This window comes from Mycobacterium bohemicum DSM 44277, from assembly GCF_001053185.1.
GTDB classification, from domain to species: Bacteria; Actinomycetota; Actinomycetes; order Mycobacteriales; family Mycobacteriaceae; genus Mycobacterium; species Mycobacterium bohemicum.
Map to the genome: position 1 here is coordinate 581,528 of NZ_CSTD01000002.1, position 19,268 is coordinate 600,795.

Consider the following 19,268-nt stretch of genomic DNA (forward strand, 5'->3'; position numbering starts at 1 on the left):
TGATGGTGGTACCCGATCATGCACACACGAACCGCGATGCCGCACGGACCGAGGCGCCGCACGGATGCGTGACCCGCCCCCAATTTCGCGAGGTAATCGCACGAGCGGACCCGCGAATCGGAGCATATTCTGGATCGACTATCCCCGTTGGCCGGGAGGCGCAGGTGGGCACGCTCGTTTCGGTCAATGTGGGCATGCCCAAGGACGTCCAATGGCGGGGCAGGACCGTCTACACCGGGATATGGAAGGCCCCGGTCCAGGGGCCGGTCATGGTGCGCCGGCTCAACGTCGATGGCGACGGACAGGGCGATCTCGGCGGCCACGGCGGGGAACAGCGCGCCGTGATGGTCTACCAGACGGAGTCGTATGACTTCTGGAGTTCATACCTGGGACGCGACGACCTCGAACCCGGCCACTTCGGCGAAAACTTCACGGTGACCGGTCTTGCCGACGACGAGGTCTGCATCGGCGACCGCTACCGCATCGGTGAGGCGGAACTCGAGGTCACCCAGCCGCGCGTCACGTGCTACCGGGTCGGCATGCGCCTGGGCGAACCCAGAATGCCCAATCTACTTGTGGCCCAGCGTCGCCCGGGCTTCTACTTCCGGGTGATCAGCGAGGGCACGGTTCGGGCCGGAGACGACATCGTCCGGATCCGGCGCGGACGTCACGAACTCAGCGTCGCCGACGTCGACGCGCTGTTGTACCTGCCGAACCGCGATATCGAACAACTCCGCAAGGTCGTCGACGTCCCGGCGCTCAGCCCGGGTTGGCAGCAGTCGTTCCGCGAGCTGCTCGACTCGCGCGAGTGCTCCGCGGCCCGCGCGTCGCCGGCGATCGGGGTGGAGCCGGGGTGGACCGGATTTCGCCCGCTGCGGGTCCGCGCTGTGTGCCGCGAGAGCCGGCAGGTGGTCTCGATCCGGCTCGAGGCCGATGATCACGGCACGCTGCCGGCGCCGCGCCCCGGCCAATACCTGACGCTGAGGATCGCGGGTGCCGGCGAACCGGCGCCGCTGCGCAGCTATTCCCTTTCCGGGGATCCCGCCGCGGGCGACTACCGCATCAGCGTCAAGCTCGAGGAGCGCGGATTGGTGAGCCGATGGCTGCACTCCCACATCGCCGCGGGGTCGGTGATCGAGGCCGCCGCCCCGCGCGGTGACTTCTACCTGACCGAGGGCGCCAATCCCGTGGCGTTGATCTCGGCGGGCGTCGGCATCACCCCGGTCCTCGCGATGTTGCACGCGCTGTCGGCGGCGCGCAGCACCCGCCAGGTGCGGTGGCTGCACACCACCCGCGATCGCGAAACGCTCTCGTTCGCAACAGAAGTCACCACCCTGATCGAGTCGTTGCCAAACGCCCGGCAGCAGGTCTGCTACACGAAAACACAGGGTCGTCCCGGCCGGGAGACGATCGCAGAACTGGGCTTGGCGCCGGATACCACCGCATACCTGTGCGGCCCCGCCGCGTTCATGTCGGACATGCGCGACGCGCTCATCGCGGAGGGGCTCGAGGCCGCACAGATCCACAGCGAACTCTTCGGTGCCCTGCCGCCCGTCAATCCGGGCGTCGTTGACGGCGCTGCGCGCCGGCCGCCGCATCCACCGGCGGGAGCGCCCGGAACCGGCCCATCGGTCACCTTTGCGCGCAGTGGCATCAGTGTGAACTGGTCGGCGGGCTACGGCAGCATCCTCGACCTGGCCGAGGCCTGCGACGTGCCGACCCGGTACGCCTGCCGGAGCGGGGTCTGCCACGTGTGCGAGACCGGAATCGTCAGCGGCGCAACCACATACGTTCAGCCACCGTTGGAAGAGCCCGGGCCGGGCGAGGTGCTCATCTGTTCCGCCGCTCCGCAAGGCGATGTCGTCTTGGACCTGTGAGGACCTCCAAGGACCGCGGGCGATCTCCGGCGGTGGGCTACGGGGCGATCGCGGGCTGGCCCCCCGTCGCATGCAGGACGGCGCCGTTGACGTAACTGGCGTCCTCCGAGCTCAGAAATACCACGGCCGCGGCGATTTCGCGGGCGTCGGCCGGCCGGCCCAGGGCGGTGGTCGCGCCAAGGCCCTCCACCAACCCGGGCACGACGTTGGTGCCCGGCGTGTCGGTCGGCCCGGCGGCCACCGCATTCACGCGAACCCCCGTCCTGCCGAACTCGGCCGCCCACACGCGGGTCAGCTGCTCGAGAGCCGCCTTGCTGGCGCCGTAGATCCCCGCGTCCCGCGCCGGTACCGACGCGGCGAGGGTGCTCACATTGACCACCGCACCGTGACCCCGCTCGGCCATGGCGGGTGCGATCTGCTGAACCAGGATGAACGGTGCGCGCAGGTTGATGTTCACATGCTCGTCGAAAGACGCGTCATCGGTGTCCGCGGTTCCGCCGAATCGGTAGATCCCGGCGTTGTTGATGAGGATGTCGACGCGTCCCGCCTCGGCGGCCAGCCGACGCACGTCATCGGCGCTGCCAAGATCGGCGGCGATGAAACGCGCTCTGCCACCGGCGTTTTCGATCTCGCGCACCACGTCGGCGCCGCGCTCTGCGCTGCGCCCATGCACCACCACCTCGGCGCCACGCCCCGCGAGTTCGAGCGCCACCTCACGGCCGATGCCGGACGTGGCGCCGGTGACCAGCGCGATCGAACCGGCCAATGTTGTCGCCATCGGACCCTGCCCTCCGGGAGAAGTTCACTTGCTTGCACTAAGCCCCGGGCCCGCGGCGTTTATTCCTCAAGGCGCTAGGCAGACCGAAGCCTCGGCGGTGTAGCACAGGAACGTCAGAGTCTCCTGCAGGTAGAGCTGCACGGTGTCGGCGTCGTGGCCGCTGTACCCGATCGCGACGTCGGTGCCGAGTTGCAGATCGAAGTCACCGCCACGGGTGGTCAGCACCATGGCGCCGTCGATCGCCGGCGCCCAGATGATGTCCCCGGTGACCAGTCGATTGAGGTGCTCCCGGATCGGATAGCCGTGTTCGGTGGTCTCGCTGACTTTGGTGTAGACATCGGCGGACAGCAGTATCGAATACGGGCCGTCGACGCCGGCCAGCCGCAAGGACGTCAGCGCCTGCGAGATGGCGTCGGGCATGTCCCGCGGATCCTCGGGCAACGCGAGGGTTGCGTTGGAACTGCAGCTGCGGATGCCGTCGATGGACGCCGCCGGGTACCCCTCGAAGATGGCGCGGTCTTCGACGAACGCCAGTTTCTTTGCGGCGGCTTTGACCGGGTCCCAGTCGGAGTCCTTCGCTCCGCGCTCGACGTTGTCGATCTCGTAGCGCGACAACGTGAACGGAACCCGCAGCCGGACGAGCGGTTTGCTCGCCCGCAGATGGGCCTGGACGCCGTCGGTGGGCGCCGCCACGTCAAGCAGGCGGCCGGTGCTGACCGCCGCGGTCATCGGACCGCCGGGCTCGCTGACGTCGACCACCCGGCGCCCGGCGACATGGCGCTTGAAGGTCCGGGTGGCCTCCAATTCGATTTCTTCCCAGGCCACTTCGGTGATCGGTGCCAGGTCGCGGTAGAGGTTGTTCTTCATCGGGTGGTTCCTTTCAGACTGCCGATCGAAAGTGAGCCGTCGTTGCGGGCCGGTGCCGCGGCCGCCGTCGGTGCGGGCGGGGCCGGGGGGTCGTCGAGGAAGTCGAGCGTGGGAGAGAAGAACAACCCACCGGTGACCGCCGTGGAGAACTCCAGGATGCGGTCGGTGTTGCCCGGCGGATCGCCCAGAAACATGTTCTCGAGCATGCGTTCGGTTACCCGCGGCGTGCGCGAGTAACCGATGAAGTACGTCCCGTACTCGCCCTTGCCCAATTCGCCGAACGGCATGTTGTGACGCACGATCTTCAGTTCGGTCCCATCGACGTCGGTGATGACGTTCAGGGCGATGTGCGAGTTCGGGGGCTTGTCTTCATCCCCGAGTTCGAGGTTCTCCAGTTTGGTGCGGCCGATCACCAGTTCCTGCTCGGTGACCGGCAGCGCGTTCCACGACGACATGTCGTGCACGTACTTCTGCACGTGCACGTAGCAGGAGCCCGCGAAGTCGGGATCCTCGTCGCCGATCCTGGTGGCGCTGACCGCCAGTGCGCCGTCGGGGTTTTCGGTGCCGTCGACGAAGCCCAGCAGGTCGCGGTTGTCGAAGTAGCGGAATCCGTGCACCTCGTCGACGACGGTGACCGCACCCTCCATCGCCCGCAGGATCCGGTCGGCCAGTTCGAAACAGACGTCCAGGCTCTCGGCGCGGATGTGGAACAACAAGTCCCCGGGCGTGGCCGGCGCGGTGTGCCGCGGGCCCTGCAATTCTTGGAACCGATGCAGTTCTGCCGGCCGCGGGCCCGAAAACAACCTGTCCCAGGCGTCGGAGCCGATCGACGCGATCGCCGACAGCCGTTTCGGCGGCTCACGGAAACCGATCGCGCGCACCAGCCCGGAGATGTCCGGCAGCGCGTCGTGCACGGTCTGTTCACCGCCGTCGTTGATGGTCACCACGACAAAGATCGCGGCAGGCGTCAACGGCTCGAGGACGGGTTGCGGCTGGACCGGAGGCACTCTCTTGACCCTAGCGGCGCGAGCAAGGAGCCGCGCAATCAGACCTCGCGTGGCGACGGTGAGCGCCGCGCCCGGCGCGAGCGAGGAGCCGCGCAATCAGACCTCGCGTGGCGACGGTGAGCGCCGCGACCGGCGCGAGCAAGGAGCCGCGCAATCAGACCTCGCGTGAACACCTCGGGCCTGGACAGGCGATGATGTCACCATGCCGGCCAGCGCCGCAGGCCTCTGCGACTTCATCGACGCCTCCCCGTCGCCGTTTCACGTCTGTGCCACGGTGGCCGCGCGACTCGAGGCCGCCGGTTTCACCGAACTCGCCGAGGCCGACCGCTGGCCGCGGGGGCCGGGCCGCTACTTCATCGTTCGCGCCGGCTCTCTGGTCGCCTGGAACTCCGACGGCCGCCAAGCGCCATTCCGGATCGTCGGCGCCCACACCGACAGCCCGAACCTGCGGGTCAAGCAGCACCCGGACCGGCTGGTCGCCGGCTGGCGGGTGGTGGCCCTCGAGCCGTACGGGGGCGCGTGGCTCAACTCCTGGTTGGACCGAGACCTTGGCATCAGCGGGCGGCTGACGGTGCGGGACGGGGCCGGGGTCGGCCACCGGCTGGTCCGGATCGACGAGCCGATCCTGCGGGTGCCCCAGCTGGCCATCCATCTGGCCGAGGACCGCAAATCATTGACGCTGGACCCGCAACGGCACGTCAACGGGGTGTGGGGGGTTGGCCCACAACCGATTTCGTTTATCGACTATGTCGCAGAGCGGGCGGGTGTCGCGCCCGCCGACGTGCTGGCCGCCGACCTGATGACCCATGACCTGACGCCGTCGAGGGTCATCGCCGCCGACGGGGGCCTGCTGAGCGCCCCGCGACTGGACAACCAGGCCAGTTGCTACGCCGGCCTGGAGGCCCTCCTGGACGCCGAACCGAGCGGCTTCCTGCCCGTCGTGGTGCTCTTCGACCACGAAGAAGTCGGGTCCTCCTCCGACCGCGGCGCGCAATCCAACTTGCTGGGCACCGTCCTGGAGCGCATCGTGCTCGCGGCCGGCGGCAACCGCGAGGACTACCTGCGCCGCCTGCCGTCGTCGCTGCTCGCGTCGGCCGACATGGCGCACGCGACCCACCCCAACTACCCGGAGCGCCACGAGCCGGGCCACCTGATCGAGGTCAACGCCGGGCCTGTGCTCAAAGTGCACCCCAACCTCCGGTACGCCACGGACGGGCGCACGGCGGGAGCTTTCGCGCTGGCGTGCGAGCAGGCGGGGGTGCGGATGCAGCGCTACGAGCATCGCGCCGACCTGCCCTGCGGATCGACGATCGGTCCGCTGGCGTCGGCGCGGACGGGAATTCCCACCGTCGACGTGGGTGCCGCCCAATTGGCGATGCACTCCGCGCGGGAGCTGATGGGGGCACACGATGTGGCCGCCTATTCGGCCACGTTGCGGGCGTTCCTCGCTCCGGCGTAGCCGCGGCTTCGGCCCCTGCCGCGGGTGTGAGAACCGCGACGCCCCAGCGCCGTGTCGCGTCGTGAGATTCCCACGCGCCGGCGAGTCCCTAAACTATGGGCGTGACTGCCCCCGGGACGAGCCCGCGCATCCAGGCGATCGACACCGTCGACCACGCAACGGCCACGCCCGACCAGCCGCAACCGTTCGCTGAGCTGGGCCTCAAAGAGGACGAATACCAGCGGATCCGCGAGATCCTGGGTCGCCGGCCCACCGACACCGAGCTGGCGATGTACTCGGTGATGTGGAGCGAGCACTGCTCCTACAAGTCGTCCAAGGTCCACCTTCACTACTTCGGTGAGACCACCACCGACGCGATGCGCGCCGGCATGTTGGCCGGCATCGGCGAGAACGCCGGGGTCGTGGACATCGGCGACGGCTGGGCGGTCACGTTCAAGGTGGAGTCGCACAACCACCCGTCTTACGTCGAGCCCTACCAGGGCGCGGCCACCGGTGTCGGCGGCATCGTCCGCGACATCATGGCGATGGGTGCGCGGCCGGTCGCGGTGATGGACCAGCTGCGGTTCGGCGCCGCCGACGCGCCCGACACCCGCCGCGTGCTCGACGGCGTGGTCCGCGGCATCGGCGGCTACGGCAACTCGCTGGGCCTGCCCAACATCGGCGGCGAGACGGTCTTCGACGCGTGCTACGCGGGCAACCCGCTGGTGAACGCGCTGTGCGTCGGCGTGCTGCGCCAGGAGGACCTGCATCTGGCGTTCGCCTCGGGCGTCGGCAACAAGATCATCCTGTTCGGCGCGCGCACCGGCCTGGACGGCATCGGCGGCGTGTCGGTGCTGGCGTCCGACACGTTTGGCGTTGAAGACGCCACCGGCTCCCGCAAGAAGCTGCCGTCGGTCCAGGTGGGCGACCCCTTCATGGAGAAGGTCCTCATCGAGTGCTGCCTCGAGCTCTACGCGCAGGGCCTGGTGATCGGCATCCAGGACCTCGGTGGTGCCGGATTATCCTGCGCCACATCCGAACTGGCGTCGGCCGGCGACGGCGGGATGGCGATCGAGCTGGACACCGTCCCGTTGCGGGCCAAGGACATGACGCCCGCGGAGGTGCTCTGCAGCGAATCCCAGGAGCGGATGTGCGCGGTGGTGTCGCCGGAGAACGTCGACGCCTTCTTGGCGGTGTGCCGCAAGTGGGAGGTGCTGGCCACGGTGATCGGCGAGGTGACCGACGGCGACCGCCTGCGGATCACGTGGCGCGGCGAGACCGTCGTGGACGTGCCGCCGCGCACCGTCGCCCACGAGGGCCCGGTCTACCAGCGGCCGGTCGCCCGCCCGGAGACGCAGGACGCGCTGAACGCCGACCGCTCCAGCGGCCTGCCGCGGCCGGCCACCGGTGCGGAGCTGCGCGCGACTTTGCTTGCGCTGGTTGGCAGTCCGCACCTGTGTAGCCGTAGGTTCATCACCGAGCAGTACGACCGGTACGTGCGCGGCAACACCGTGCTCGCCGAGCACGCCGACGGCGGCGTGCTGCGCGTCGACGAAGCCACCGGCCGCGGCATCGCGATCTCGACGGACGCGTCGGGTCGCTACACCGCGCTGGACCCCTACGCCGGCGCCCAACTCGCGCTCGCCGAGGCCTACCGCAACGTCGCCGTCACCGGCGCCGCGCCGGTCGCGGTGACCAACTGCCTGAATTTCGGCTCACCCGAGGACCCCGGCGTGATGTGGCAGTTCGCGCAGGCCGTCCGGGGCCTCGCGGACGGCTGTGCGGCCCTTGGCATTCCGGTGACCGGCGGCAACGTGAGCTTCTACAACCAGACCGGCTCGGCGGCGATCCTGCCCACCCCCGTGGTCGGCGTGCTCGGCGTCATCGACGACGTCGCCCGCCGGATCCCCACCGCGCTGGGCACCGAACCGAGCGAGGCGCTCGTCCTGCTGGGCGACACCCGCGACGAGTTCGACGGGTCGGTGTGGGCGCAGGTGTCCGCCGACCACCTGGGTGGCCTGCCGCCGACGGTCGACCTGGCGCGCGAGAAGCTGCTGGCCGACGTGCTGAGCGCCGCGTCGCGCGATGGGCTGGTATCCGCGGCCCACGACCTGTCCGAAGGCGGCCTGGCCCAGGCCGTGGTGGAATCGGCGCTGGCCGGCGAAACCGGTTGCCGCATCGTGCTTCCCGAGGGCGCCGATCCGTTCGTCGCGTTGTTCTCCGAGTCGGCGGGCCGGGTGCTGGTCGCGGTGCCGCGCACCGAGGAGAGCAGGTTCCGCGCGATGTGCGAGGCGCGGGGACTGCCCGCCGTCCGCATCGGCGTGGCCGACCCGGACTCCGATGCGGTCGAGGTGCAGGGCCTGTTCACCGTGTCGCTGGCCGAACTGCGCGAGACGTCCGAGGCGGTGCTGCCGCGATTTTTCGGATAGCTCGGCTTCAGGCGCGGTCCCTGGCCTTTTCTATGGCCGGGGCCCTGGTCGGCTGGAGCTTTGTCGGCCCCCGGCTGCCCACCGCCTGGCGGGTTGCTGTGCAGGCGATCGCCGGCGCGCTGCTGGTGCGGGCTACCGGCGCCCACCTGCGGCTGCGCCCGCCGGGGGTGTGGACCGGGCTGCGGGTCGGTTCCGCGGCGGGCGCGGCGGACCGCGCGCACCATGGCCGCCGTGGCGCCCGGCGCCAGCGTGGAGATCAGGATCCCGCCGTTTGCGGCCGTCCAGTGCATCGAGGGGCCCAGGCATACCCGGGGCACCCCGCCCAACGTCGTGGAGACCGATCCCCGGACCTGGCTGCTGCTGGTCACCGGGATGGTGTCGCTGGCCGAGGCCAAGGGCACCGGCGCGCTGACCCTGTCCGGCTCCCGAGCCGGTGAGATAGACCACTGGCTGCCCCTGTTCGATGTCGGCTGAATATAACCCTGAACTGCAGGTTTAGGGTGCCGCGCGAGAAATTCCGCGGCCAACACGCCCGGTGGATTCGGCGCCGGGGCCATCGGGCCCGTAGACTTCTGGACGTCACCAACCGTTCCCCGGGGAGCCGCCGAATCGTGACCGTCCAGGAGCCCGAGCAGGACCTGAACTCGCCCCGTGAAGAGTGTGGTGTATTCGGGGTCTGGGCCCCGGGCGAGGAAGTCGCCAAGCTCACCTATTACGGCTTGTACGCGCTGCAGCATCGCGGCCAGGAGGCCGCCGGAATCGCCGTCGCCGACGGCTCGCAGGTGCTGGTCTTCAAGGATCTCGGCCTGGTCAGCCAGGTGTTCGACGAGCAGACCCTGGCGGCGATGCAGGGCCACGTCGCGATCGGCCACTGCCGGTACTCCACCACGGGCGACACCACCTGGGAGAACGCCCAGCCGGTGTTCCGTAACACCGCGGCCGGCACCGGTGTGGCCTTGGGGCACAACGGAAACCTCGTCAACACCGCCGAGCTCGCCGCGCGGGCGCGCGACGCGGGGTTGATCGCCCGCCGCTGCCCGGCCCCGGCGACGACGGATTCCGACATCCTGGGCGCACTGCTGGCCCACGGGTCGGCCGACTCCTCGCTGGAGCAGGCGGCGCTGGAGCTGCTGCCGACCGTGCGGGGAGCGTTCTGCCTGACCTTCATGGACGAGAACACGCTGTACGCCTGCCGCGATCCGCATGGCGTTCGGCCGCTTTCGCTCGGGCGGCTGGACCGCGGCTGGGTCGTCGCGTCCGAAACGGCCGCCCTCGACATCGTCGGCGCCTCGTTCGTCCGCGACATCGAGCCGGGCGAACTGCTGGCGATCGACGCCGACGGCGTGCGCTCCACCCGTTTCGCCAACCCGACCCCCAAGGGCTGCGTCTTCGAGTACGTGTACCTGGCGCGACCGGACAGCACGATCGCCGGCCGGTCCGTGCACGCCACCCGGGTGGAGATCGGCCGCCGGCTGGCCCACGAATGCCCGGTCGAGGCCGACCTGGTGATCGGCGTCCCGGAATCGGGCACACCCGCCGCGGTCGGATATGCGCAGGAGTCCGGCGTTCCGTACGGCCAGGGCCTGATGAAGAACGCCTACGTCGGGCGGACCTTCATCCAGCCGTCGCAGACCATCCGCCAGCTCGGCATCCGGCTCAAGCTCAATCCGCTGCGCGAGGTGATCCGCGGCAAGCGGCTCGTCGTCGTCGACGACTCGATCGTGCGGGGCAACACCCAGCGCGCCTTGCTGCGGATGCTGCGCGAGGCCGGCGCCCTCGAGGTGCATGTGCGCATCGCGTCGCCACCGGTGAAATGGCCGTGCTTCTACGGCATCGACTTCCCCTCGCCGGCCGAGCTGATCGCCAACGCCGTCGAGGACAAAGAGGAAATGCTGGAAGCGGTCCGGCACGCGATCGGGGCCGACACGCTGGGCTACATCTCGCTGCGGGGGCTGGTCGCGGCCTCCGAGCAGCCCGCGTCGCGGCTGTGCACCGCCTGCTTCGACGGCAGGTATCCGATCGAATTGCCCGGCGAGAACGCGCTGGGCAAGAACGTCGTCGAGCACATGCTCGCCAACGCGGCGCGCGGCGGAGACTTCGTCGGGCTCGACGCGCTGGCCCCCGACGACGTCCCGGTCGTGCGCTGAGCAAGTGCCGATACTAGCGATGAGCGCCGACCGGTAGCCTTTATCGCGATGACGGATCCCGGAAAAAGTCCCGGACGCAGCCCGGGCAGCCAGGGCATCACCTATGCATCCGCTGGCGTGGACATCGAAGCCGGTGACCGCGCCGTCGAAATGTTCAAGCCGCTGGCCACGAAGGCGACCAGGCCCGAAGTGCGCGGCGGCCTCGGCGGATTCGCCGGCCTGTTCGCGCTGCGCGGCGGCTACCGCGAGCCGGTGCTGGCGGCCTCCACCGACGGGGTGGGTACCAAGCTGGCGGTGGCCCAGGCGATGGACAAGCACGACACCGTCGGCCTGGATCTGGTCGCGATGGTGGTCGACGACCTCGTGGTGTGCGGCGCCGAGCCCCTGTTCCTGCAGGACTACATCGCGGTGGGCCGGACGGTTCCGGAACGCGTGGGCGCGATCGTGTCGGGCATCGCCGACGGTTGCGTGCGCGCGGGCTGCGCGCTGCTGGGCGGCGAAACCGCCGAGCACCCGGGCCTGATGGAGCCGGATCACTACGACATCTCCGCGACCGGTGTCGGCGTCGTCGAGGCCGACGACGTGCTGGGGCCCGACCGGGTGAAACCCGGCGACGTCGTGATCGCGCTGGGCTCCTCGGGCCTGCATTCCAACGGCTACTCGCTGGCCCGCACGGTCCTGCTGGAGATCGACCGGATGAACCTCGCCGGATACGTGGAGGAGTTCGGCCGCACCCTGGGCGAGGAATTGCTGGAACCCACCCGGATCTACGCCAAGGACTGTCTGGCGTTGGCCGCCGAAACCCAGGTCCGCACGTTCTGCCACGTGACCGGCGGCGGGCTGGCGGGCAACCTGCAGCGCGTCATGCCGCAGGGGCTGGTGGCCGAGGTGGACCGCGGCACGTGGACGCCCGCACCGGTGTTCGCGATGATCGCGCAGCGGGGGCGGGTGAGCCGCGACGAGATGGAGAAGACGTTCAACATGGGCGTCGGCATGATCGCCGTCGTCGCCCCCGAAGACACCGACCGCGCGTTGGCCATCCTGACCGCGCGGCACCTGAACAGCTGGGTGTTGGGCACGATCTGCAAGGGCGGAAAAGAAGGCCCGAGGGCAAAGCTGGTCGGGCAGCACCCGAGATTCTGAAGGAGCGGGCCGTTTTCCCGCCGCGCCGCCGCCCGATCCGGGCGGCGGGTCAGGCGCTAGGGGCGCCAGTCATCGGGTTCTTGCCAGGGCTCGCCGAGGCCTTCCTCGTCCAGTTCGCTGGAGTCGTCGGCACCCGTCCCTGACAGCTCGCGCTGTAGCCGCTCGAAGTCGGTCTGCGGGGAACTGTATTTGAGTTCTCTCGCAACCTTGGTCTGCTTTGCCTTAGCCCGGCCGCGGCCCATGGGGGAACCCCCTCGCGCAATAACGGAGCGGCCTAACAAGTAGGCGGCTCCGATCTCCTGGTTTCGTTTTTGTCCTGCCGACAGTTTACCGTGCCTCACGGTCGGGCGCCGATGCCCCCTGCCCGCGGTGGCGGACTTCATCACCGATTATCTCGTACCGCCGCGCAAACGTTCAACGGCGAGGCGGCCCGCTCCGATCCCGTCGTCCGACGGTAGTGAATCGGGGTCGACGACCGCCGCGACGGCACCCTCGGCGCCGGTCACCAACGGGGTGTCGGCGGGCAATCCCCGCTTGACCGACGCCAGCGCCACCGGCCCGAGGTCGACGTGCTCGACGACGGTCCCGAGGCGTCCCACGGCGCGACCGCCGGCCAGCACCGGGTCGCCCGTCGACGGCCGATCCGCCGACCCGTCCAGGTGCAGCAGGACGAGCATTCTGGGCGGCCGGCCGAGGTTGTGCACCCGCGCCACCGTCTCCTGGCCGCGATAGCAGCCCTTGTCCAGGTGGACGGCCCCTTCGCCGGGACCGCCGATCCACCCGACCTCGTGCGGAATGGTGCGCTCGTCGGTGTCGACCCCGAGCCGCGGCCGCAGCGCGGCCACCCGGTGCGCTTCGTACGCCCACACCCCGGCGGGCCGGACGTCGAGGCGCTCGCGCCAGGCCCCGGACGCGGCCCGTGGGACCAGCAGGTCCAGTTCGATCTGCCCGGCGGGGTGGCCGGGCATCCGCCGCACAAAGCCGCCGCCGGCGAGGGGAACCGCGGTCATCTCGGCGGGCAATTCAACGACACCGATCGCGTCGAGCACCGACCGCTCGGCGAGCCGGGGCCCCAGCAGCGACAGCACCGCCATGTCGGCCGCCGCGGGCGTCACCTCCGACCAGAACACCATCTTGCGCAGGTAGGCCAGCAGCGGCTCACCGCGCCATGGTTCGGTGTCGAGATAGGTGGTGCCGTCCAGCTCTGTCTGGATCCAGTGGTCCTCGACCCGGCCCTGGCCGTCGAGGCTGAGATTCTGCGTGCTGGCGCCGTCGGGGAGTCCGCTGACGTGCTGGGTGGAGATGTTGTGCAGCCAGCCCTGCCGGTCGCCGCCGGTGAGGGTGAGCACCGCGCGGTGGGAGCGATCCACGACGACCGCGTCGGTTTCGGCGGCCCGCTGTTCGCCCAGGGGATCGCCGTAATGCCAGACGCTGCCGGCGTCGGGCCCGGGGTCGGGTGCGGGGACTGCGCGATTCACACGTCAACTCTACGGACCCGACCGGGCGGCCCGCGCGGTCGACGGCCGCCGCTAGGCTTCTCGTCCATGGCCGGCCTGACGGGTGTGATCGTCACGCTGGACGGCGAGATCCAACCGCCCGGAACGCCATTGCTGCACGCCGACGACCTTGCGGTGCTTCGGGGCGACGGCGTCTTCGAGACGCTGCTGGTCCGCGCCGGCGCCGCGGGCCTGGTGGAGTCGCACCTGCAGCGGCTGACCCAGTCGGCCAAAGCGCTTGAACTGCCCGCTCCGGACCTTCCGGCGTGGCGAGCCGCGATCGGCGTGGCCACCCGGCAGTGGGCCGCCCACACCGCCGACGAGGGCGCGATGCGGCTGATCTACAGCCGCGGACGGGAGGGCGGTTCGGCGCCGACGGCCTACGTGATGGTCACCGCGGTCCCGGAGCGGGTGACCGCGGTGCGGCGCGACGGGCTGGCGGCCGTCACGCTGGATCGGGGCTTGCCCGCGGGCGGCATCGACGCGATGCCCTGGCTGCTGGCCGGCGCCAAGACGCTGTCGTATGCGGTCAACATGGCCGCGTTGCGGCACGCCGCGCGCCACGGCGCGGGTGACGTGGTGTTCGTCAGCTCCGACGGCTACGTCCTGGAAGGCCCGCGCTCGACGGTCGTGATCGCCGTCGCACCCGAGCGGCCGGGCGGGAAGCCGTGCCTGCTGACGCCGCCGCCGTGGTATCCGATCCTGCGGGGCACCACGCAGCAGGCCCTGTTCGAGGTGGCGCGGGCCGAAGGCTACGACTGCGACTACCGGTCGCTGCGCGTCGCGGATCTGCATGCCGCGCAGGGGGTCTGGCTGGTGTCGAGCATGACCCTGGCCGCGCGGGTGCACACCCTCGATGGCCGCCGACTGGTGCGGCCGCCGATGGCCGCCGATTTCGCCCGGCTGGTCGACTCGGCGATCGCTGAGCGCTGAATTCTGTTGTTGGCGGGCCGGATCACGGGTACGGTCGGCCGTACACAAGAAGGGAGGTGGTCCGCGAAATTGATAGCTTCATGGACATGTGAGGTGGCTGCGCGCTAGCGCATCCGCTCGGAAGAGCCGGCCTGCCGCTGGCGAATTCCCCGCAGTCACCCGGCCCCCGAGCGTCCGGTCCGTCCAACCGGAATGTCGCTCGGGGGCCGCACCATGTCAGGACCTACGCGACCGCTTCCGCGGGGCCGCCTCGCCGCTAGCCGGCGTACCGCGACAGCCGGGCCGACAGGTGCGGCACCAGCCCGCCGTCGGCGTCGACGCGCTCCTCGACGTAGGCCAGGTCGCCGCCGTCGACGATGCCGTAGAGCCGCTTGGCTCCCCCGACCAGCACGCCGGATCGGCTGCGGGCCAGCGCATCGGTCACCAGCTCCCACGACGACTGGTTTCGTGGCCGGCCGTAGAACAATTCGACGTAGCCCGACGAGTGGGCGAGCAGCAGTTCGATCGCCTGGGATTCGGTCGGGTCGTCCGGGTCGTCGACGAAGCGCCAGAAGCCCGTCTCCCGCAGGCCCGGTTGATGGTATTCGCCCTTGTCGTCGAGCCGCCAGGACCGCGCTTCCCAGTTCAGGTAGTCGCCGCCGTCGTGGGAGACCACGATCTGCTGGCCGAATCGGTAGTCGCCGTCGTGTGCGCGGCCCTCGCCCTCACCGCGCCACACGCCGACCAGCGGCAGCAGGGCCAGCAGCGCATCGTGAAGGTTGGCCCCCTCGCGCAGGTTCGCGGTGTCGGCGGGAATGGGCAGGTCGTCGAAAGCGGGAATGTTGCGGGCGGCGGTCATCTTCGCGCGCTCGGCGGCCGCGGCCATGCGGTCGGATCCGGCGCCATCGCCCGAAGCAGCCGGGTCCGCCGTCGCGTCGGGTTCGGGGTTCACGATTCGTCGGTGATGAGCCGGTACAACGTGTACAGCGCGAACCAGGAAATCACCACGACCGACACGACCAGCAGGATCTCGAAGAACAGCACCACGGAGACGAGTCTATTCGTCCCGCGGGTGCCGGCGAGAACCGCCGCGGTCAGGCGACCTTGACGTCGACCTCGTGGATGCCGGCGCCGGACGGGGTGATGATGGCGTCGCCGTTGCCGATCCGGGACAGCGCCCGCAGCGTCCAGGATCCGGGCGCCGCGAAGAACCGGAACTCACCGGTCGCCGACGCGACCACCTCGGCGGTGAATTCGTCCGAGGAATCCAGCAAGCGGACGAACGCCCCACCCACCGTCTGCCCGTCGCGGTCCACGACGCGCCCGGTGATCACGGTTTCCTTCTCGAGATCGACGCTGGCCGGCAGCGTCAGTCCTTGCTTCGGTGCAGAGCACATATCACTTTCCCAACTCGATCGGGGCACCCACCAGGGAGCCGTATTCTGTCCAACTGCCGTCGTAGTTCTTGACGTGTTGATGCCCGAGCAGTTCGCGCAGCACGAACCAGGTGTGCGACGAGCGCTCCCCGATCCGGCAGTACGCGATGGTCTCCTTGGAGTCGTCCAGGCCCGCTTCGGCGTAGATCCTGGCCAACTCCTCGTCGGACTTGAAGGTGCCGTCCTCGTTGGCCGCCTTGCTCCACGGGACGTTGATCGCGCCGGGGATGTGCCCCGGCCGCTGGCTTTGTTCCTGGGGCAGGTGCGCCGGCGCGAGGATCTTGCCGGAGAACTCGTCGGGGGAGCGCACGTCGACCAGGTTCTTGACGTTGATCGCCGCGATGACCTCGTCGCGGAACGCCCGGATGGAGTTGTCCGGGGCGGCCGCCACATAGGAGGTGGCGGGCCTGCTGACGGGCTCGCCGGACAGGGGCCGCCCGTCGAGCTCCCATTTCTTCCGGCCGCCGTCGAGCAGCTTGACCTTGTCGTGGCCGTACACCTTGAAGTACCAGTAGGCGTACGCGGCGAACCAGTTGTTGTTGCCGCCGTAGAGGACCACGGTGTCGTCGTTGGCGATGCCGCGTTCGCTGAGCAGCTTGGAGAACTGCTGGGCGTCGAGGAAGTCGCGCTTGACCGGGTCCTGCAGGTCGTCGCGCCAGTCCAGCCTGATCGCGCCGGGGATGTGGCCGACGTCGTAGGCGCTGGTGTCCTCGTCGACTTCAACGAACACCACGTTCTCGGCTCCGGGATTCCTGAGATTGCTCTCGGCCCAGTCGGGGGTGACCAGGACGTCGGAGCGTGCCATGCGGGATTCCTTTCGAGGATGCTCGGTGCGGCCGGCGTTCAGCCGGGGTGCGGCCCCCGGCGCAGGCGCGCGACCAGGGGGTAGAGCTGGCAGCCCAGGCAGATGCCGAAGGCCGCATTGAGGAACGCGGCCACCAGCGCGGCCGCGGTGGCGATGACGCCCACGAGAAAGGCGCCGGTGGCGAATCCGGCGACGGCGACGAGCGCGAAGATCAGCCCGACCAGCTGGGCGAACTTGAGCGGCGCCACCGGTTCGCGCTCGGTGACCGGCCCCAGCCGGGGTGCCACGACGGTGGCGAACAGCCGTCCGTACGGGTGGCGGCGCGGCCCGCCGACCGCGCCGATGGCAAAGATCAGGGCCTGCACGCCGAGCAGGATCGCCGCCGCCGACGGGCTGGCTCCCGCGACGATCAGCGCGGCCACCAGCACTGCCGTGGTGACCCAGGCGGCGAACCGCGGCCCGCGCACGTCGACGACGTCGGGTTTGCCGGTGAAGGTGGTGGTGTTCGACACGATATTGCTCTCCTAGGTACGCCTATGCACGACATGGGGTGGGGAGGCATGCCACGGTGGAACGCCGAGGCTGCTCCGAGTGCTACGCAGAAGGGCGCGGCGACTCAGCAGCTACAGCAACAGCAACAACCCGCGACGCGGCACAGATCGACTGCACGGCGCTTGGTGAGCGAGAGCTCAAGGCGGGCTGACACGCGGCAATCCTAACCAATGACCCGGTCGTCAAGCCAACAGAGGTGCCAGCGCGGACCGCAGATCGGCCGCCGTCGGGACGCCCGAGGAACGGTACCGCTGTCGCCCGCCGGCGTCGAAGATCAACGTGGTCGGCAGCGACAGGACCGAAAACCGCCGTGCCGAAGCAGGATTCGCGTCGAGGTCGACCTCGACGTGGGCGACGTCGCCCAGATCCTGACAGACCTGCCCGACGACCCGGCGAACCCGGTCGCAGGGTCCGCACCACGGTGCGCTGAAATGCACGACGGTCGGCCCGCTGCGGGACAGGCCCAGTTCGGCGGCGTCGGCCTCCCGGGCCGGTTCGTGCCCGACGTCCCGGACGGTTCCCGATCGGCGCGTCAACCACCAGCCGACGACGGTGGCCACCAGGACGGCTCCGACGACGGCGGCGATGGTCGTGGTCATGACTGCTTAAACCCCTCCAGGGTCACGGTTACTCCCCGCGTGATGCCCTCGATGATGACGTCGGAGCCGCGCGCCCCCTCCGATGTCGGCGCGACGCCGAACGGAAGCCGCTGCCGGGGCATCCGGTGACGGAAGGCGCGCAGCACGTCTTCCCGCTTGTCGTCGGGGACCGGCTGGTTGGCCGTGTCCGGCCCGGTGAGGATGCCGGTCGGCGTGAACACCAGCGTCGCCTGGTCCTCGGGGGCGATGGAGAGATCGACCGAGACGCTGACCCGGTGGTCGAAGCCGGCCGACGTCGGGGTGCCGCTGAACACCAGCCCGTGGCTGTCGGAAATCCCGGATTCCGTGGTGCCACCGGTCGCGTCGTTGGTCTCACGCGGCGGCGCCTCGACCATCAGGTCGGTGATGCCCAGGTAGCGCCCCAGATGCATCGAGTCGATGATGATCCTGCTTTCCAATCTGCCGACCGGGAGCTTCGCGTCGGCCCTGACCAGCCACGACGCGTATCTGAGGTCCACCGAGTACATGGTGGCCTCGAGGGTGGCGGTGCCGACGGCGGCGTGCTCGACGGCGTTGGCCTTGATCTCCAGCTGGTTGTAGCGGCCGCGCATCGCCTGCGGGATGAACGGGAACGCCAGGATCGCCACGAAGGGATCCGAGCCGAGGTTTGCCGCCTTGCGGACGTTGGTCGACAACCGGTATTCGGCATAAATGCTGGTCCCGTAGTCGACCGCGACGGCGCCGACGACGAGGACCGCCACGGCGATCACGGCCGCCGCCCCCGCAATCAGCACTTTGCGCATGCGCATATTGTGGCCCAGAATTCGACGGTGGCTCGCTTCGTGCCGCGAGGTGGCTACGCTCACACTTGCCGCCACATGGCGCCACAGCCCTGGTAGCACGTTATCGTTAGATGACCTGGCCGCTAACGCGCGATGGCGCCGTCTATTTGGGAGATGCCTTTCCCCCGAGCTGGAGGGGCCTTATTTGGAGCTATTACTGCTGACGTCGGAGTTGCATCCCGACCCGGTGCTGCCGTCGTTGTCGCTGCTTTCCCACACCGTCCGGACCGCGCCCCCAGAACCATCGTCGTTGCTGGAGGCCGGGGCGGCCGACGCCGTGCTGGTCGATGCCCGCACCGATCTGTCGTCCGCGCGTGGCCTGTGCCGCCTACTCAGCACCGCGGGACGGTCCGTCCCCGTGTTGGCGGTCGTGAGCGAGGGCGGCCTCGTGGCCGTCAGCGCCGACTGGGGTCTCGACGAGATCCTGCTGCCCAGCACCGGACCCGCGGAGATCGACGCGAGGCTGCGGTTGGTGGTGGGCCGGCGCGGCGGCCTGGCCGACCAGGAAAGCGCCGGCAAGGTGAGCCTTGGCGAGCTGGTGATCGACGAGGGCACCTACACCGCGCGGCTGCGCGGACGCCCGCTCGACCTCACGTACAAGGAGTTCGAGCTGCTCAAGTACCTGGCCCAGCACGCCGGCCGGGTCTTCACGCGCGCGCAGCTGCTCCACGAGGTGTGGGGATACGACTTCTTCGGCGGCACCCGCACCGTCGACGTCCACGTGCGTCGGCTGCGGGCGAAGCTCGGCCCCGAGTACGAGGCGTTGATCGGCACGGTCCGCAATGTGGGCTACAAGGCCGTGCGTCCGGCGCGCGGCCGGACGCCGATCTCCGAGCGCGAGGGCGCCGACGACCTCGACGGCATCGACGGTGTTGGCGGAGCCCACGCGGAGGCCGAGGGTCTGCCGGAACCACTGGTCGACCCGCTGCACAGCCAGTGA

General features: G+C 69.8%; 19 protein-coding genes and 1 pseudogene. 8 read left to right on the plus strand and 12 right to left on the minus strand.

All coding sequences use genetic code 11. The features are described from left to right. Positions 1-164 precede the first annotated feature (164 nt). The gene (locus tag BN971_RS12925; RefSeq protein WP_085182623.1) at positions 165-1,877 is read left to right on the plus strand and encodes an MOSC and FAD-binding oxidoreductase domain-containing protein; all 1,713 of its coding nucleotides are present in this window, start codon (positions 165-167) and stop codon (positions 1,875-1,877) included. Between the two features lie 37 nt (positions 1,878-1,914). Here BN971_RS12925 and BN971_RS12930 read toward each other — a convergent pair whose 3' ends face one another. The 3 genes from BN971_RS12930 to BN971_RS12940 all read right to left on the minus strand — a co-directional run bounded on the left by BN971_RS12930 (position 1,915) and on the right by BN971_RS12940 (position 4,529). After that, complete coding sequence (locus tag BN971_RS12930; RefSeq protein WP_085182622.1) at positions 1,915-2,655, minus strand: SDR family NAD(P)-dependent oxidoreductase; 741 nt, start codon at positions 2,653-2,655, stop codon at positions 1,915-1,917. A gap of 66 nt (positions 2,656-2,721) precedes the next feature. Then, a complete protein-coding gene (locus BN971_RS12935; protein WP_085182621.1) occupies positions 2,722-3,522 on the minus strand; it encodes a family 1 encapsulin nanocompartment shell protein in 801 nt (266 codons plus the stop codon). Further along, the gene (locus BN971_RS12940) at positions 3,519-4,529 is read right to left on the minus strand and encodes a Dyp-type peroxidase (RefSeq protein WP_085182620.1); all 1,011 of its coding nucleotides are present in this window, start codon (positions 4,527-4,529) and stop codon (positions 3,519-3,521) included. The genes BN971_RS12935 and BN971_RS12940 overlap by 4 nt, the downstream gene beginning before the upstream one ends. 202 nt (positions 4,530-4,731) lie before the next feature. Between BN971_RS12940 and BN971_RS12945 the strand changes: the two genes are divergently transcribed. The 5 genes and pseudogenes from BN971_RS12945 to purM all read left to right on the plus strand — a co-directional run bounded on the left by BN971_RS12945 (position 4,732) and on the right by purM (position 11,686). Beyond that, the gene (locus BN971_RS12945) at positions 4,732-5,988 is read left to right on the plus strand and encodes a M18 family aminopeptidase (protein ID WP_085182619.1); all 1,257 of its coding nucleotides are present in this window, start codon (positions 4,732-4,734) and stop codon (positions 5,986-5,988) included. Positions 5,989-6,083: 95 nt separating this feature from the next. Next, positions 6,084-8,396 (plus strand): phosphoribosylformylglycinamidine synthase subunit PurL, encoded by a 2,313-nt coding sequence (gene purL, locus BN971_RS12950; protein ID WP_090350147.1) that lies wholly within the window; start codon positions 6,084-6,086, stop codon positions 8,394-8,396. Positions 8,397-8,600: 204 nt separating this feature from the next. Then, positions 8,601-8,870, plus strand: a pseudogene (locus tag BN971_RS12955) (sterol carrier family protein); the annotation flags it as partial. A 137-nt stretch (positions 8,871-9,007) separates the two neighbouring features. Next, positions 9,008-10,543, plus strand: a complete 1,536-nt coding sequence (purF, locus tag BN971_RS12960) for an amidophosphoribosyltransferase (RefSeq protein WP_085182616.1) — start codon at positions 9,008-9,010, stop codon at positions 10,541-10,543. Between the two features lie 48 nt (positions 10,544-10,591). Continuing rightward, a complete protein-coding gene (gene purM / locus BN971_RS12965) occupies positions 10,592-11,686 on the plus strand; it encodes a phosphoribosylformylglycinamidine cyclo-ligase (protein WP_085182615.1) in 1,095 nt (364 codons plus the stop codon). A 56-nt stretch (positions 11,687-11,742) separates the two neighbouring features. On the opposite strand, the gene BN971_RS12970 is transcribed toward purM, so the two are convergent. Together BN971_RS12970 and ygfZ are read right to left on the minus strand one after the other, a co-directional pair. Continuing rightward, the gene (locus BN971_RS12970; RefSeq protein WP_085182614.1) at positions 11,743-11,928 is read right to left on the minus strand and encodes a DUF3073 domain-containing protein; all 186 of its coding nucleotides are present in this window, start codon (positions 11,926-11,928) and stop codon (positions 11,743-11,745) included. A 147-nt stretch (positions 11,929-12,075) separates the two neighbouring features. Further along, positions 12,076-13,164 (minus strand): CAF17-like 4Fe-4S cluster assembly/insertion protein YgfZ, encoded by a 1,089-nt coding sequence (gene ygfZ / locus BN971_RS12975; RefSeq protein WP_085182613.1) that lies wholly within the window; start codon positions 13,162-13,164, stop codon positions 12,076-12,078. An 84-nt stretch (positions 13,165-13,248) separates the two neighbouring features. On the opposite strand from ygfZ, the gene BN971_RS12980 reads away from it, so the two are divergent. Further along, positions 13,249-14,115, plus strand: coding sequence for an aminodeoxychorismate lyase (locus tag BN971_RS12980; protein ID WP_085182847.1), 867 nt, complete (start codon positions 13,249-13,251; stop codon positions 14,113-14,115). 256 nt (positions 14,116-14,371) lie between these two features. Here BN971_RS12980 and BN971_RS12985 read toward each other — a convergent pair whose 3' ends face one another. The 7 genes from BN971_RS12985 to lmeA form a co-directional block, all read right to left on the minus strand. After that, the gene (locus BN971_RS12985) at positions 14,372-14,980 is read right to left on the minus strand and encodes a heme-binding beta-barrel domain-containing protein (protein WP_085182846.1); all 609 of its coding nucleotides are present in this window, start codon (positions 14,978-14,980) and stop codon (positions 14,372-14,374) included. A 208-nt stretch (positions 14,981-15,188) separates the two neighbouring features. After that, positions 15,189-15,491, minus strand: coding sequence for a DUF1416 domain-containing protein (locus BN971_RS12995; protein WP_085182612.1), 303 nt, complete (start codon positions 15,489-15,491; stop codon positions 15,189-15,191). Between the two features lies 1 nt (position 15,492). Then, positions 15,493-16,335 (minus strand): sulfurtransferase, encoded by an 843-nt coding sequence (locus tag BN971_RS13000; protein WP_085182611.1) that lies wholly within the window; start codon positions 16,333-16,335, stop codon positions 15,493-15,495. Positions 16,336-16,373: 38 nt separating this feature from the next. Next, positions 16,374-16,847, minus strand: a complete 474-nt coding sequence (locus BN971_RS13005) for a DUF4395 domain-containing protein (RefSeq protein ID WP_085182610.1) — start codon at positions 16,845-16,847, stop codon at positions 16,374-16,376. Positions 16,848-16,951: 104 nt separating this feature from the next. Next, positions 16,952-17,041, minus strand: coding sequence for an Ms5788A family Cys-rich leader peptide (locus BN971_RS26670; protein WP_372511851.1), 90 nt, complete (start codon positions 17,039-17,041; stop codon positions 16,952-16,954). 28 nt (positions 17,042-17,069) lie between these two features. Then, the gene (locus BN971_RS13010; protein ID WP_085182609.1) at positions 17,070-17,486 is read right to left on the minus strand and encodes a thioredoxin family protein; all 417 of its coding nucleotides are present in this window, start codon (positions 17,484-17,486) and stop codon (positions 17,070-17,072) included. Further along, positions 17,483-18,295, minus strand: a complete 813-nt coding sequence (lmeA, locus tag BN971_RS13015) for a mannan chain length control protein LmeA (RefSeq protein ID WP_085182608.1) — start codon at positions 18,293-18,295, stop codon at positions 17,483-17,485. Before lmeA ends, BN971_RS13010 begins: the two co-directional genes overlap by 4 nt. 178 nt (positions 18,296-18,473) lie before the next feature. Here lmeA and BN971_RS13020 point away from each other — a divergent pair, with 178 nt between their 5' ends. Then, positions 18,474-19,268 (plus strand): winged helix-turn-helix transcriptional regulator, encoded by a 795-nt coding sequence (locus BN971_RS13020; protein ID WP_090350151.1) that lies wholly within the window; start codon positions 18,474-18,476, stop codon positions 19,266-19,268.